The sequence below is a fragment of the Variovorax sp. CCNWLW235 genome (assembly GCF_037204085.1).
In the GTDB taxonomy this organism is placed as follows: Bacteria; Pseudomonadota; Gammaproteobacteria; order Burkholderiales; family Burkholderiaceae_C; genus Variovorax.
In genome coordinates this window covers 1-13,556 of the sequence record NZ_JBBCBW010000025.1, presented here as the reverse complement: position 1 = coordinate 13,556, position 13,556 = coordinate 1, and the positions used below count along the sequence as shown (strand labels likewise).

The following is a 13,556-nucleotide window of genomic DNA, read 5'->3' as shown; positions in this document are numbered from 1 at the left end:
CTGTTGTTGTCGAACGATCGCCCTCTGGCGAATGAACGGGCGATTATCCCATTGGCCCTCCGCCGGGCCGGAGCAAGGGTTGGCGCCTCCGCAAGCTCCGCCTACAATCGCGCCACTGCAGGAGAGCGGGCAACCCCGGTTGCCCTACCGAAGGCGCAAACTCCCATAAACGCTCAGGTCGGCCCGACGAAGTTCTCGAAATTTCGGCAAGGGGCCTGTACTGCACCAACTGACACGCCGTCTGGAGAGCCATCACCTCGCGTGATGCACCGAAGGAGCAAACCCGTTGCGGGCGCAACGGGTGAATCTCTCAGGTACCGAGGACAGGGGGAGCGGCAACTTGGACGGCGGTCGTCCGGTTGCTTGCTATTTATTCAATAGCAGACCTCGCCCGCCGTTCAAGCGCTTCAACCTCAAAGGTACTTGAAATGCGCGTGATCGTTCTTGGCGCCGGCTTGCTCGGCGTGACCTCGGCCTACTACCTCCAGCAGCTCGGCCATGAAGTGACCGTCATCGACCGGCAGGCCACCCCGGCCGCTGAAACCAGCTTTGCCAACGGCGGGCAGATCTCCGTCAGCCACGCCGAACCCTGGGCCAATCCGAGTGCACCGCTCAAGGTGCTGCAATGGCTGGGCAAGGAAGACGCCCCGCTGCTCTTTCGCATTCGCGCCGACATGCGCCAATGGCTCTGGGGCCTGCAATTCCTGCGCGAATGCACCCCCGCCCGCACGAAGCACAACATCGAGCAGATCGTGCGGCTGGGCACCTACAGCCGCGATGTGCTGCAGCAGTTGCGGCGCGACACCGGCATCGCCTACGACCAACGCACGCAAGGCATCCTGCACTTTTATACGACGCAGAAAGAGTTCGACAGCGCCCTTGCGCCCGCCGAGCAGATGCGCGCGCTCGGATGCGAACGGCAAGTCATCTCCGCGGACGAGGCGGTAAAGATCGAGCCCGCCCTTGCGCACATCCGCCCGCAACTGGCCGGTGCCACCTACACGGCAGAAGACGAATCCGGCGACGCCAACCTCTTCGCCCGCGAAATGGCACGCCTCGCGGCAGCGGCGGGCGTGAAGTTCCTCATGAGCCACACGGTGACTGCGCTGCGCGAAGCGGGCGGCAACATCGACCACGTGGAAGCTACCGACAGCGAAGGGCGCTTTCAACGCATCCGCGGCGACGCCTTCGTGCTTGCAATGGGCGCGTTGAGTCCGCTGTATGCCGCGCCGCTGGGCATGCGCCTGCCCATCTATCCGGCCAAAGGCTATTCGGTCACGCTGCCGGTCAAAGACGCGACGAGGGCGCACCAGGTCTCGCTGACCGACGACGAATTCAAGCTCGTGTTCTCGCACTACACCTCAGCCTCCGGAGACCGCCTGCGCATTGCCGGCACAGCCGAGCTCAACGGCTATGACCGCGACTTGAACCGCGTGCGCTGCGAAGCGATCGTGCGGCGCGTTGAACAGCTCTTTCCCGGCGCCGGCGACACCACGCAGGCGCAGTTCTGGACCGGCCTGCGCCCCGCAACGCCGAGCAACGTCCCTCTGGTCGGCAAGACGAAGCTGCCGAACCTGTACCTGAATACCGGGCACGGCACGCTCGGCTGGACGCATGCGTGCGGCTCGGGCAAGTCGGTGGCGCGGATCGTGAGCGGGCTTGCACCCGAAGTCGATTTTGCGTTTGCCGGCATGCCTGCACCAGCAGCGCGCGTGCTCCAGCCGGCCTGATCTGGCCGTGGCGGCGGTCAGTCGTTGCCGGTAAACACCGTCAACACCCCCGTATATCCATACAGGTGGTGCCGGGCAATCTCCCCCGCCGCAAAGAAGCCAACGAGCGGCACGTCGCCCAGCGCGTGCCGCACGATCTGCAGTTCGGCGCCCGGTGCGCCGAAATGCGGCCCGCCGCGTCCTGAGCAACTCACGTACACGGCGCCGGCAATGCGGCGCGCCGGATGCGGCGCTGCTTCGGCTTCTCCGGCCGCCACGGCGCGCGCGGTGGCCAGGGTCTGCTCTTCGGGCTCCAGCTCCTCGCGGATTTCCGCGCAGATGCGCATCAGGTCGGCGCGCGCGGCCTGTGCATTGCGCCGGCAGAAGGTCAGGCGCATGCCGGCCTCGGCCACGTCGGCAATGGCGATGCCGCGGCGCGTGGGGTCCAGGCCGATGATGTGGCGCACCAGCACGTCGGCGCCCAGGTCGCCGGTACGGCGAATGCCGTCGCTGCCCGCATCTCCCAGGCCCACCAGGGTGGCGCGCACGGCGTCGATGGCTTCCTGTGGGCGCTCCAGCGTCACCTGCAGGTCGGCCAGCAGCACGTCGAGCGCGGGTTCGCCGTCGAGCTTGAGCAGCAGGTTGCCATCGGCTTCGGTGATCTCGCGCTCGCGTCCCGCGCCGGAGCGCAGCGGCTGGCAGCCTTGCGTGACGCGCGACACCAGCCGCACGCCTTCGCCGAACACCACGCCCGACAAGCCTCCCGAGAACACGCCGCCCGCCGCACCGTGGCCGCGGATGTTGCCGTTGCCGCCGACCGCAAACTGCAAGGCGCCTGCACGGCCCGACGAGAGGCCGCCGAACAGGTAGCCGGTGTCGGTGCGGCCCGCCATCTCGCCGATCAATTCGGTGAGATCGGGGGTGGCCGGGTCGGCATGCACGAGCGCGGTATGCGCCTCGAAGCCGCTCATTTCCGAGTTGCCCAGCGGCGCCACGCCGGAGAACACACGGTATTGGTCGCTCGGCAGCGCGCAGAGCATCAGGCTCAGGCCGGGCTCATCGAAGTATTCGGCATTGTTGGCCGATACGCCGATGCCGACGGTGCCGGACCAGTCGGTCACCTCCGGAAGCTCGGCGCTCAGGTGGTCGAGGATGTCTTGCGCATCGGACGCATAGTGGTCGGTGATGTAGAGCAGCCCGAGCGTCGGTGCCGACGCGTAGTCGGGCAGCGCCATTTGGGCGCGCAACTGGGCCAGCACAAGGCCGGCCGCCATGCGCCATTGCGGATGGGTGGCGTGACCGGAGGGAAACAACTTCATGATGCGTGCCAACCCGTTCTCTTCAAGGTGTGTATGTATGACGTCAGCGCCGTCCGGTCGTTCGCTTTCGCGCCGCGGTCGGTGCCTTCTTTTTGGCAGCGGTTGCTGTCGCCTTCCTTGCGGCCGGCTTTGGAGCCGCGGGAGCGGCGGCCGATGCAGGCACCTTGAGCTGGGCCGCGTCGTGCAGCGCCGATGTGGCGATCTGCTGGAACTGCTCGGTCAATGAACCCCACCATTGCATCGGATCGATCACGCCACCGTCGCTGCCCGATGCGGAGGCAGCCGACGCCGGCTTGCTGCGCGCTTTTTTGGCGGGTGCCGGCGCTTCCTCCGCGGCCTCGACTTCCGGCTCAGGCGCGACCGATGCGGCAGCCGGTGCGGCCGCCGGAGCCGCCTGCTTGGTGAACGCGCTTGCGATATCTTCCATCCGCACGTTCATGCCGCGCAAGGTCGAAAGTGTCATCTTTTGCACCTCGAGCGCCTGGATGGTGGCCTTGAGAGCATGGCCGTTCTGTTCGAGCCAGTACTGCACGGTCTTGAGCTCCTGGATGCGCTTGTCTACCTCTTCCACGCTGAGTGTGGGCGCCACCCAGCTCGCAAGGCTCGGCAAACCGGGCACTGCGCTTGTGGCAGCTCCCGCTCCGGCGGCACCGCCTGCGAGGTTCTTCAGAAAGTCGAATCCGGGGACAAATTGACTGAAGTCAAAAGGCTGGCTGGCGTTGCTCATGCAGGGGTCTCCGGGTTGGGTTTTCTTGTGATGCCAGCTTACTCCAACGCACCGGCAATTTGGGCCTGCGGCCCTCGCGTTTACCTGCCCGGAACTGTCAAAGCTCTGCGCGAACCTTGCTGAACACTTTCCAGAATGCGGCGTCCTGCGAAGTCGCGAAGTTGATGCGCATCATCGTGCTCGGCGGCCTGCGCGCATGGAAGAGCGAACCCGGCGCAAGCAGGTAGCCCTGGTCGAGCATGCGCTGCGTGAGCGCGTCGGTGTCCACGCCGGTATCGACCCAGCCAAACAGCCCCGCGGGCTCCGAGGCGAAGGTGCAGCCGTGCGCCATGGCCAGCTTGACTGCGCGGCTGCGCGCGCCGTCGAGCCGGATGCGTATGCGATCGGCGTGCCGGCGCAGTTGCCCCTGGTCGATGCACCACGACAGCGCCCGCTCGAACAGCGTGGGCGTGGTCAGCGTGGCCAGCAGCTTGGTTTCGAGCAGCCGCTCCTTCAGCTCCGGCGAGGCGGCCAGAAAACCGATGCGCCAGTTGGGCGCAAGGATCTTCGCGAACCCGCTCACATAGATAGTGCGCTGCAGCCCGTCGAGCGCGCTGAGACGCGTGGCGTGCTCGGGCGCGAGATGGCTGTAGGTGTCGTCCTCGACGATGTGAAAGTCGTGCTCGTTGGCCAGCTTCAGCACACGGTGCGCGCTGCCCGGCGTGAGGCTGTAGCCGGTGGGGTTGTGCAACACGCTCACGCTCACGAAGAGCTTGGGGCTGTGCAGTGCGCAGTACTGCGCCATCACTTCCAGGTCGGGTCCGTCGGCGCGGCGCGGTACCGGCAGGATGCGCATGCCCAGCGCCTCGAGCCGCGCGAATTCGAGCGCCCACCCAGGCTCCTCCACCATGACCGGATCGCCCGCGCGCAACAGCGTGCGGCTCACGATGTCCAGCGCGTGCGTGGCGCCGACCGTCGTCACGATCTGGTCGGGCGCGGCCGGTACGTTGATGCCTACGAGCTTGTTCGACAGGCTGCGGCGCAGCGCGGCGTCGCCGGAGGGTTCGCCGTACTGGAGCGACAGCTCCTGCAGCGCGGCTGTATTGGTCATGCGGCGCACCGCGGTCGGCATGAAGGTCGACGACATCCAGTCCGGCGGAAACACCCCCATGCCCGGCTGCGGCTTGTCGCTCGGCCGATGAAACATGCTGCGGATGAGCGAACTCGCGTCGGCCGGTACACGCGACGCCATCATCTGCGCGACCATGGGCGCCGCATTGGCCGGGCGGCCCTCCGGCGCGGGCGCCGCATCGCGCACGTAGAAACCCCGCTGCCGGCGCGCCTCGACCAGGCCCTGCGCCAGCAGCTGGTCGTAGGCGGCCACCACCGTATAAGGGCTCACACCCTGCTGGCGCGCGCATTCGCGTACCGAGGGCAGGCGCGCGCCGGGCGGCAGCAGCCGGGTGCGGATGCGCTCTGCCAGCCGGTCGGCCAATTGCCCTGTGAGCGACTGGGTGGAGGTTCGTGTCAGCATCGGCCTTGCGCTTCTGTGTCGAGTGGCAGGCCAATACAGTTTTCGAATATGTTCGATCAACTGTATTGGAACTGTAATGGTCCCAAAGTTTAGAGTGTATGCAATGAACTGGCAAGAATTCACCGCGCTGCTGGTGCTGGCCACGGCGATGAGCTTCTCGCCCGGTCCCAACACCACGCTCTCCACCGCCCTGGCCGCCAACGGCGGCCTGCCGCGCGCCATGCGCTTCGTGGTCGCGGTTCCCGTGGGCTGGACGTTGCTGCTCGTGCTGTGCGCGGCCGGCATCGGCGCGCTGGTGGTGGCCGTGCCTTCGCTGCGCCTGGCGATCAAGGCGCTCGGCGTGGGCTACCTGCTGTGGCTCGCCTACAAGCTGAGCGGCAGCGCCACGCTCGGCCGTGCGGACAGCGCCAGCCTCCACATCGGCTTCGGACAGGGCGTGATGCTGCAGTTCGTCAACATCAAGGCGTGGCTGCTCGCGCTCACGCTGGTGGCCGGCTGGATTGCGGGGCAGCCCAATGCGCTCGGCCGCTTCGCCATCGTCGCGCCGGTGATGCTGGTCTACGCCTTCATCAGCAACTTCACCTATGCGCTGGTCGGCGCGCTGCTGCGCGAATGGCTGTCCAAAGGCAAGCGCCTGCTGTGGTTCAACCGCGCGATGGGGCTGGTGCTGGTGCTCACGGCCTGGTGGATGCTGAGCGTATGAGCGGCCGACTCACGATCAAGGACGAAACCCTCGGCATGTGGCTGGGCGTGATCGGCGTGGCGCTTTTTGCGGTCACGCTGCCGATGACGCGGCTGGCCACCGGCACGCAAGACGCGCCGCAGCTTTCGCCCTGGTTCGTCACGCTGGGCCGCGCCGCACTGGCCGGCGTTCTCTCGACGATCTTCCTGCTCGCCACGCGATCGCCCCGGCCTGCGCGGCACCAGTGGAAGCCGCTCGGCATGGCGGTGCTCGGCAATGTGATCGGCTACCCGCTGCTGCTGGGCTATGCCCTGCGCGTGGTCACGGCCAGCCATGCAGCCGTGGTCACCGCACTGCTGCCGCTGGTGACCGCCGCGGTCGCAGCCCTGGTGCTGCACCAGCGCGCGCGGCTCGGCTTCTGGCTCTGCGCCATTGCAGGCAGCGTGCTGGTCGTGCTGTTCTCGCTGCTGCGCGCAAGCCAGAACGGCCACGGCTTCGGTTTCGAATGGGCCGACCTGCTGCTGGTCGGCGCAGTCATCGCGGCTTCGTTCGGCTACATCTACGGCGCGCAGGTCACGCCGTCGCTCGGCGCGGAGCGCGTAATCTGCTGGGTGTGTGTGATGGCGTTGCCGGTCACCCTGCCGGCCACGTTTGCCTTGTGGCCGCACGAGCCCATCGCCACCACGGCCTGGGCGGGCTTCGTCTATGTCGGCGTGTTCTCGATGTGGATCGGCTTCTTCGCCTGGTACCGCGGCCTTGCAATGGGCGGTGCGCTGCGCGTGAGCCAGACCCAGCTGCTGCAGCCGTTTTTGTCCATACTCGCCTCCATTCCGTTGCTGGGCGAGCCGCTCGATGTAGTGACCCTCGGCTTTGCCGGCGCAGTGGTCTTCACCGTGGTGCTCGGCAAGCGCCTCTCCCAGCCGCAGCCCGCTCCTGCCGTTTCGCCGCGCCCGGCGCGCGCCGAACAATCCTGACAATCGCCTCTCACCCCACCCGCCTGAAAGAAGAACCCATGAACTGGAAACTCGCCGCCCGCGCCGCCAAGATGAACCCGTCGGTGCTGCGCGAAATCCTCAAGGTCACCGAGCGCCCCGGCATCATCAGCCTGGCCGGCGGCCTGCCCTCGCCCAAGACCTTCCCCATCCAGGCCTTTGCCGACGCCTGCGCCGAGCTGCTGCACAAGGACGGCCAGGCGGCCCTGCAATACGCCGCGAGCGAAGGCTACGCGCCGCTTCGCCAGGCGGTGGCCGACATGCTGCCGTGGAACGTCGATCCCGCGCAGGTGCTCATCACCACCGGTTCGCAGCAGGGGCTGGATCTCGTTGCCAAGGTGCTGCTCGACCCCGGCAGCAAGGTGCTGGTCGAAACGCCCACCTACCTTGGCGCGCTGCAGGCCTTCGGTCCCATGGAGCCTGAACCTGTGAGCGTGGCAAGCGATGACGACGGCGTGATCGTCGAAGACCTGGTGGCCAAGGCGAAGGATGCCCGCTTCATCTACCTGCTGCCCAACTTCCAGAACCCCACCGGCCGCACCATGACCGAAGAGCGCCGCGCCGACGTCTCCGCCGCGGCCGCTGCTGCGGGCCTGCCAATCGTGGAGGACAACCCCTACGGCGAACTGTGGTTCGACGAAGCGCCGCCGCTGCCGCTGACCGCGCGCAATCCTGAAGGCTGCATCTACCTGGGCTCGTTCTCGAAGGTGCTCGCGCCCGGCCTGCGCCTGGGCTTCCTGGTCGCGCCAAAGGCCATCTATCCCAAGCTGCTGCAGGCCAAGCAGGCGGTCGACCTGCACACGCCCATCTTCACGCAGCGCATGGTTTCGGCGGTGATGAAAGACAACTTCCTCGACAGCCATGTGCCCACGATCCGCGCGCTCTACAAGCGCCAGCGCGACGCGATGATCGCCGCGCTCACGCGCGAGATGGCCGGGCTGGACGTGAAGTTCAACGCGCCCAAGGGCGGCATGTTCCTGTGGGCGCGCATGCCCGAAGGCATCGACACGGTGGCACTGCTGCCCAAGGCGGTGAAGCGCAACGTGGCCTTCGTTCCCGGCGCACCGTTCTATGCGGGCCAGGGCGATCTGCGCACGCTGCGCTTGTCGTTCGTCACGGCCAGCGTCGAAGAAATCGATGTCGCCATCGCCGCGCTGGCCCTGACGCTGCGCGAAGAACTGGCGCTAGTGGCTGAACGCAAGCTCGCGCCCGAACCCGTCTGAGCCGCCATACACGCCATACAGAGAGGTACCACCATGCACATCGCCATACTGACCTTCGACGGCTTCAACGAACTCGATTCGCTGGTTGCGCTCGGCGTGCTCAACCGCATCAAGAAGCCGGGCTGGCGCGTGACGCTGTCCGCGCCCAGCGCCACGGTCACCTCGATGAACGGCGTGACCGTGCATGCGAGCTCCACGCTCGAGGCCGCCACCGAGGCCGAGGCAGTGCTCGTCGGCAGCGGCATCCGCACGCGGGAGATTGCGGCCGATCCCGCCATCATGGGTGTGCTGCGCCGGCTCGACGGCAAGCGGCAGCTGATCGGCGCGCAATGCTCGGGCACCCTGCTGCTCGCCAAGCTGGGCCTGCTGGGCGCAGTGCCGGCGTGCACCGACCTCACGACCAAGCCGTGGGTGCAGGAGGCCGGCGTCGAGGTGCTCAACCAGCCTTTCTTCGCGAGCGGCAACGGGGCCACCGCCGGCGGCTGCCTGTCGGCGCCCTACCTCGCGGCCTGGCTCATCGCGCGCAGCGAAGGCGTCGAGGCAGCAAGGAGTGCGTTGCACTATGTCGCGCCGGTGGGCGAAAAGGACGACTACGTGGCGCGTGCCATGCGCAACATCGAGCCTTACCTCCCGCAGGTTGCGGCAACAGCGGCCGCCTGAAGGAAGAAGCATTGCAGGTCACGCCATGATCAGCCTCGCCACGCTCGCGCTCTTCCTCCTGGCCGTGCTCGCACTGTTCCTGTCGCCCGGGCCGAACATGGCCTTCGTGCTCTCGCACGGCGTGGCGCACGGGCCGCGCGGCGGGTTTGCGGCGGCGCTCGGCATTTCGTCGGCCGACCTGGTGCATACACTCTTTGCCGCCACCGGCGTCACCGCGCTGGTCGCAGCATGGCCTCCTTCCTTCGACCTGCTGCGCTACGCGGGCGCGCTGTACCTGCTGTGGCTGGCGGTGCAGTCGCTGCGCAGCAGCAACGTCGGGTTACCGGGCGGCACGCGCGCGCAGCCCTCCGCTTTCGCGCGCATCGTGCGCATGGCCTTTTTCAACAACCTGGTCAATCCGAAGGCGTTGCTGTTCTTCATGGTGTTCCTGCCGCAGTTCGTCGACCCGGCGCGCGGCAGCGTGCCCTTGCAACTGCTGCAGCTCGGCGTCATGCTCTCGGCTGCCGCGCTCGCATTCAACACGCTGCTCGGCGCATGCAGCGGGCAAGCAGGCCGCTGGCTGCAGCGCCGTCCGGGGGCTGAAAGATTCCAGCGCGGCCTGCTGGCGCTGGTGATGGTCGGCCTGGCAATTCGCCTGCTGCTGCTCGACCGTCCTTCCATGCCTTCTGCCCTGTCCGCCACACCTGCTCAAGGAAGCTGAACACCATGCTCAACATCTGGGGCCGCATCAGTTCGATCAACGTGCGCAAAGTCGTCTGGTGCGCGCAGGAACTCGGGCTCGACTTTCAACGCACAGAAGCCGGCGGCCGTTTCGGCGTGGTGCAAACGCCCGAATACCTGGCGCTCAACCCGAACGCGATGGTGCCCACCATCGACGACGGCGAAGGCAGCGAACGCGTCACGCTCTGGGAATCGAACGTGATCGTGCGCTACCTGTGCGCCAAGCATTCGCACGGCAAGTTCTACCCGAGCGACCTGCCCGCGCGCTTCGACGCCGAGCGCTGGATGGACTGGCAGCAGACCACGCTCAACCGCGCGAGCCGCGATGCCTTCGTGCAATGGGTGCGCACGGTGCCGGCCGAACGCGAACCTGCGCTCATCGCGGCTTCGGTTCATGCGAGCGAAGCGCTGTTCGCAATGCTCGACGCGCACCTTGCACGCCAGCCCTTCATAGCGGGCGACCGCTTCACCATGGCCGACATTCCCATCGGCTGCGAGGCGCACCGCTGGTTCGGCCTGCCGCCGGCCGAATACCAGCGCCCCAGCTGGCCGAACCTCGAACGCTGGTACAGCGAACTCCTCTCCCGTCCGGGCACGCGCGGCGTGCTCGATCTCCCGCTCGAATGACATCATGAAACCCCGCCCGTTCAAACAAGTCGACGTCTTCACCGCAACGCCCTACCTCGGCAATCCGCTTGCCGTGGTGCTCGACGGATCCGGTCTCGACGACGCCGCCATGCAGCGCTTTGCGCAGTGGACCAACCTGTCGGAAACCACCTTCCTGCTGCCGCCGACCGAGCCCACGGCCGACTACCGCGTGCGCATCTTCACGCCGGGCGGCGAGCTGCCGTTCGCGGGCCACCCGACCATCGGCAGCTGCCATGCCTGGCTGCAGGCCGGCGGCAAGCCCAAGGCGGCGGGCCGCGTCGTGCAGCAGTGCGCAGCAGGCCTGGTGCCGCTGCGCTTGGAAGGCGAGCGCCTGGCTTTCTCGGCTCCGCCGCTCAAGCGCAGCGCGCCCAGCCCCACGCTGCTGGCCAAGGTGGCGGGCGCACTGGGCCTGAAGGCGCAGCAAATCGTCGCGGCCCAGGTGCTGGACAACGGCCCGGTCTGGTTCGGCCTGCTGCTCAGCGATGCGGACACCGTGCTGCGGCTCGTGCCCGACCATCGCATGCTCAAGGAGCTGGGCGTCAAGGCCGGCGTGGCGGGCGTGCCTGCGGCAGAGGGTTCGTCGATGCTCATCGGCCGCTCGAACCGCGAGGCGCGTGCCTTCGGCGGCAAGGCCTCGGCCGCAGAAGGAGGCGACCAGAAGATCGACCTGGAGGTGCGCGCCTTCGCCGCGCCCATCGGCGTCGAGGAAGACCCCGTCACCGGCAGCCTCAACGCCGGCCTTGCCGAATGGCTGATTGCCGACGGCCACATGCCCGCCCGCTACGTGGCCGCACAGGGCCAGTGCCTCGGACGCGCGGGGCGCGTGTACATCGAGCGCGACAGCGACGGCATGGTGTGGGTCGGCGGCGACGCCGTGACCTGCATCGACGGCCAGGTCACGCTGTAAAGGTAGGCACCATGTCCGCTCAACTCGACCACCTGGTGATCGCCGCCGCCTCGCTGGCCGAAGGCGTGGCGTGGTGCGAAGCCATCCTGGGCGTGACGCCCGGGCCCGGCGGCTCGCATCCGCTGATGGGCACGCACAACCGGCTGCTGAACATCGCAAGCGACGCGTTTCCCCAGGCCTACCTGGAAATCATCGCCATCGAACCGGGCAAGCGGCCCTCGCGCCCGGGCACGCGCCGCTGGTTCGACCTGGACGATGCGGTGCTGCAGGCGGGCCTCGTGCGGCGCGGACCGCGGCTGGTTCACTTCGTTGCACGGGTGCCCAATGCGCACGCGACGCTGCAGGCGCTGGCGCACGACGAGCGCGCGCACATCGATCGCGGCCAACTGCTCGAAGCCTCGCGCGACACGCCCGCCGGCCGGCTCGAATGGCAGATCACCGTGCGCGACGACGGCCAGCGGCTCTTCTATGGCGCGCTGCCCACGCTGATCCAGTGGGGCCCCGTGCATCCCACCGATGCCATGCCGACTTCGGGCCTGGCGCTGCGATCGCTGCAGGCCACCCACCCACGCGCGGCCGACCTGGCCGCGGCGCTGTCCACCATCGGCATGGCCGGCATGGCCGTGCAGCCCGGCGCGCCCAACCTCGTGGCCGTGCTCGACACGCCGCGCGGCCCGGTCACGCTCCAATCCGAAGGACTCTGACCGTCATGCTGACCTTGACCGAAATCGCCTGGTTCGCGCTCGCCGCCATCCTGCTCGCGCTCACGCCGGGGCCGAACATGATCTATTGCGTGTCGCGCACGCTCATTCAGGGCCGACGCGCCGGGCTCATTTCGCTCGGCGGGGTGCTGATGGCGTTTCTGGTGCACCTGTTTGCCGCCGCGCTCGGGCTCACCGCGCTGCTGCTGGCCGTGCCGCTCGCGTTCGACGCCATTCGCCTTGCCGGCGCGGCCTATCTGCTGTGGCTTGCATGGCAGGCGGTCAAGCCCGGCGGCAATGCGCCGTTCGAGGCACGCGCGCTGCCGGCCGACCGGCCCGGCAAGTTGTTCCGCATGGGCTTTCTCACCAACCTGCTGAACCCCAAGGTCGCGATGTTCTACCTGTCGTTCTTTCCGCAGTTCATTCATCCGGAGCGCGGCTCGGTGCTGCTGCAGAGCATGCAGCTGGGCGTCGCGCAAATCGCCAGCAGCGCGGCAGTCAACACCATCATGATCCTGGGTGCTGCGAGCATCACGGCCGTGCTGTCGCAAAGCGCAGGCTGGCTGCGCGCGCAGCGCTACATCATGGGCAGCGTGCTGGCCGCGCTGGCGGTGCGAGTCGCGCTGACGGAACGCAAATAAAAGGCCGCTCGTGAGATTCACCCGCGAAGAAATCGAAGCCGCCCAGCGCACCGTCGCCGCCGCCATGCCGCCCACGCCGCAGTACGCGTGGCCGCTGCTCGCGCAACGTCTCGGCGCCACCGTGTGGGCCAAGCACGAAAACCATACGCCAGCCGGCGCCTTCAAGATTCGCGGCGGGCTGACCTACTTCGAAACCCTGGCGCGCGAGCAACCCGGCGTGCGCCATGCCATCAGCGCCACGCGCGGGAACCACGGCCAGTCGGTCGGCTTTGCCGCCCGGCGCCACGGCCTCGCAGCCACCATCGTGGTGCCGCACGGCAACTCGCTCGAGAAAAACGCCGCAATGCGCGCGCTGGGCGTACAGCTGGTCGAGCATGGCGAAGACTTTCAGGCCGCCGCGGAGCATGCCGCCATGCTCGCCGAGCGAGACGGCATGCATCGGGTCCCTTCGTTCCACCGCGAGCTGGTGCGAGGCGTGTCTACAGCGTATGTCGAATTCTTCAGCGCACTGAAGAGCGCACCGCCCGACGTGCTCTTCGTGCCAATCGGCCTCGGTTCCGGCTTTGCCGCGGCGGCCGCGGCGCGGGCGCATTGCGGCGTGTCGACCAGGCTCATCGGCGTGGTCTCAGCCCATGCCACGGCCTACCGCGACTCCTTCCGCGCGGGGAAGCCCATCGAATCGCCCGTCAGCACTCGGCTCGCCGACGGCATGGCCTGCCGCACACCGGTGGCCGAGTCGGTGGAGGTGATCCTGAGCGAGGCCGACGACGTAATCACCGTCACCGACGACGAGGTTGCCGAGGCCATGCGCATTCTCTTCAGCGACACGCACAATGTCGCAGAGGGTGCGGGCGCTGCGGCGCTCGCGGGGGCGTTGCAGCAGCAGGAGCGCTGGCGCGGCAAGACGGTCGGCATCAGCGTGAGCGGTGGCAATGTCGATTCGGAGATGTTCGCGGAGGTGCTGGGGCGGGGTGGCTTGCGGCGGGCCTAGAGATTCTTGGCGCTGCTGTTGTTCAGGGCGCTGTTGTTCAGGGCGCGTGCACAGGCCACCGGGTACTCCCCTCCGCGAATGTCCCCCGGGGCTGCGCCCCTCCTCCTTTATTTCGCTGCGCGG

At 67.8% G+C, this 13,556-nt stretch carries 14 protein-coding genes and 2 riboswitches; of the genes, 11 read left to right on the top strand and 3 right to left on the bottom strand.

Features of this window, described 5'->3' with window-relative positions:
• The first annotated feature begins 108 nt into the window (after positions 1 to 108).
• A riboswitch (glycine riboswitch) is annotated at positions 109 to 199 on the top strand.
• Positions 200 to 231: 32 nt separating this feature from the next.
• Positions 232 to 337, top strand: a riboswitch (glycine riboswitch).
• Positions 338 to 428: 91 nt separating this feature from the next.
• The gene (locus tag V9L21_RS22235; protein WP_337315046.1) at positions 429 to 1,730 is read left to right on the top strand and encodes a D-amino acid dehydrogenase; all 1,302 of its coding nucleotides are present in this window, start codon (positions 429 to 431) and stop codon (positions 1,728 to 1,730) included.
• A gap of 17 nt (positions 1,731 to 1,747) precedes the next feature.
• Here V9L21_RS22235 and V9L21_RS22230 read toward each other — a convergent pair whose 3' ends face one another.
• The 3 genes from V9L21_RS22230 to V9L21_RS22220 form a co-directional block, all read right to left on the bottom strand.
• Positions 1,748 to 3,028, bottom strand: a complete 1,281-nt coding sequence (locus V9L21_RS22230) for an FIST signal transduction protein (RefSeq protein WP_337315045.1) — start codon at positions 3,026 to 3,028, stop codon at positions 1,748 to 1,750.
• Between the two features lie 43 nt (positions 3,029 to 3,071).
• Positions 3,072 to 3,755, bottom strand: a complete 684-nt coding sequence (locus tag V9L21_RS22225) for a PhaM family polyhydroxyalkanoate granule multifunctional regulatory protein (RefSeq protein WP_337315044.1) — start codon at positions 3,753 to 3,755, stop codon at positions 3,072 to 3,074.
• 97 nt (positions 3,756 to 3,852) lie between these two features.
• On the bottom strand, positions 3,853 to 5,268 hold the full coding sequence (locus V9L21_RS22220) for an aminotransferase-like domain-containing protein (RefSeq protein ID WP_126747656.1): 1,416 nt from the start codon (positions 5,266 to 5,268) through the stop codon (positions 3,853 to 3,855).
• Positions 5,269 to 5,371: 103 nt separating this feature from the next.
• On the opposite strand from V9L21_RS22220, the gene V9L21_RS22215 reads away from it, so the two are divergent.
• The 10 genes from V9L21_RS22215 to V9L21_RS22170 are packed head-to-tail and all read left to right on the top strand — an operon-like array spanning position 5,372 to position 13,433.
• On the top strand, positions 5,372 to 5,971 hold the full coding sequence (locus V9L21_RS22215) for a LysE family translocator (protein WP_337315043.1): 600 nt from the start codon (positions 5,372 to 5,374) through the stop codon (positions 5,969 to 5,971).
• The gene (locus V9L21_RS22210; RefSeq protein ID WP_337315042.1) at positions 5,968 to 6,924 is read left to right on the top strand and encodes a DMT family transporter; all 957 of its coding nucleotides are present in this window, start codon (positions 5,968 to 5,970) and stop codon (positions 6,922 to 6,924) included. The genes V9L21_RS22215 and V9L21_RS22210 overlap by 4 nt, the downstream gene beginning before the upstream one ends.
• A 38-nt stretch (positions 6,925 to 6,962) precedes the next feature.
• Positions 6,963 to 8,165, top strand: a complete 1,203-nt coding sequence (locus V9L21_RS22205; RefSeq protein ID WP_337315041.1) for an aminotransferase-like domain-containing protein — start codon at positions 6,963 to 6,965, stop codon at positions 8,163 to 8,165.
• A 33-nt stretch (positions 8,166 to 8,198) separates the two neighbouring features.
• Entirely contained in the window at positions 8,199 to 8,825 is a 627-nt protein-coding gene (locus V9L21_RS22200; RefSeq protein ID WP_337315040.1) for a DJ-1/PfpI family protein, read from the top strand.
• A 25-nt stretch (positions 8,826 to 8,850) separates the two neighbouring features.
• Positions 8,851 to 9,525, top strand: coding sequence for a LysE family translocator (locus V9L21_RS22195; protein WP_337315039.1), 675 nt, complete (start codon positions 8,851 to 8,853; stop codon positions 9,523 to 9,525).
• Positions 9,526 to 9,530: 5 nt separating this feature from the next.
• On the top strand, positions 9,531 to 10,172 hold the full coding sequence (locus V9L21_RS22190) for a glutathione S-transferase family protein (RefSeq protein ID WP_337315038.1): 642 nt from the start codon (positions 9,531 to 9,533) through the stop codon (positions 10,170 to 10,172).
• Between the two features lie 4 nt (positions 10,173 to 10,176).
• The gene (locus tag V9L21_RS22185; protein WP_337315037.1) at positions 10,177 to 11,100 is read left to right on the top strand and encodes a PhzF family phenazine biosynthesis protein; all 924 of its coding nucleotides are present in this window, start codon (positions 10,177 to 10,179) and stop codon (positions 11,098 to 11,100) included.
• 11 nt (positions 11,101 to 11,111) lie between these two features.
• Positions 11,112 to 11,804 (top strand): VOC family protein, encoded by a 693-nt coding sequence (locus V9L21_RS22180; protein ID WP_337315036.1) that lies wholly within the window; start codon positions 11,112 to 11,114, stop codon positions 11,802 to 11,804.
• 5 nt (positions 11,805 to 11,809) lie between these two features.
• Positions 11,810 to 12,442, top strand: a complete 633-nt coding sequence (locus V9L21_RS22175) for a LysE family translocator (protein WP_337315035.1) — start codon at positions 11,810 to 11,812, stop codon at positions 12,440 to 12,442.
• Between the two features lie 10 nt (positions 12,443 to 12,452).
• Positions 12,453 to 13,433 carry a threonine dehydratase gene (locus V9L21_RS22170; RefSeq protein WP_337315034.1) on the top strand — a complete coding sequence of 327 codons (981 nt, stop codon included), beginning with the start codon at positions 12,453 to 12,455 and terminating at the stop codon, positions 13,431 to 13,433.
• The last annotated feature ends 123 nt before the right edge of the window (positions 13,434 to 13,556 follow it).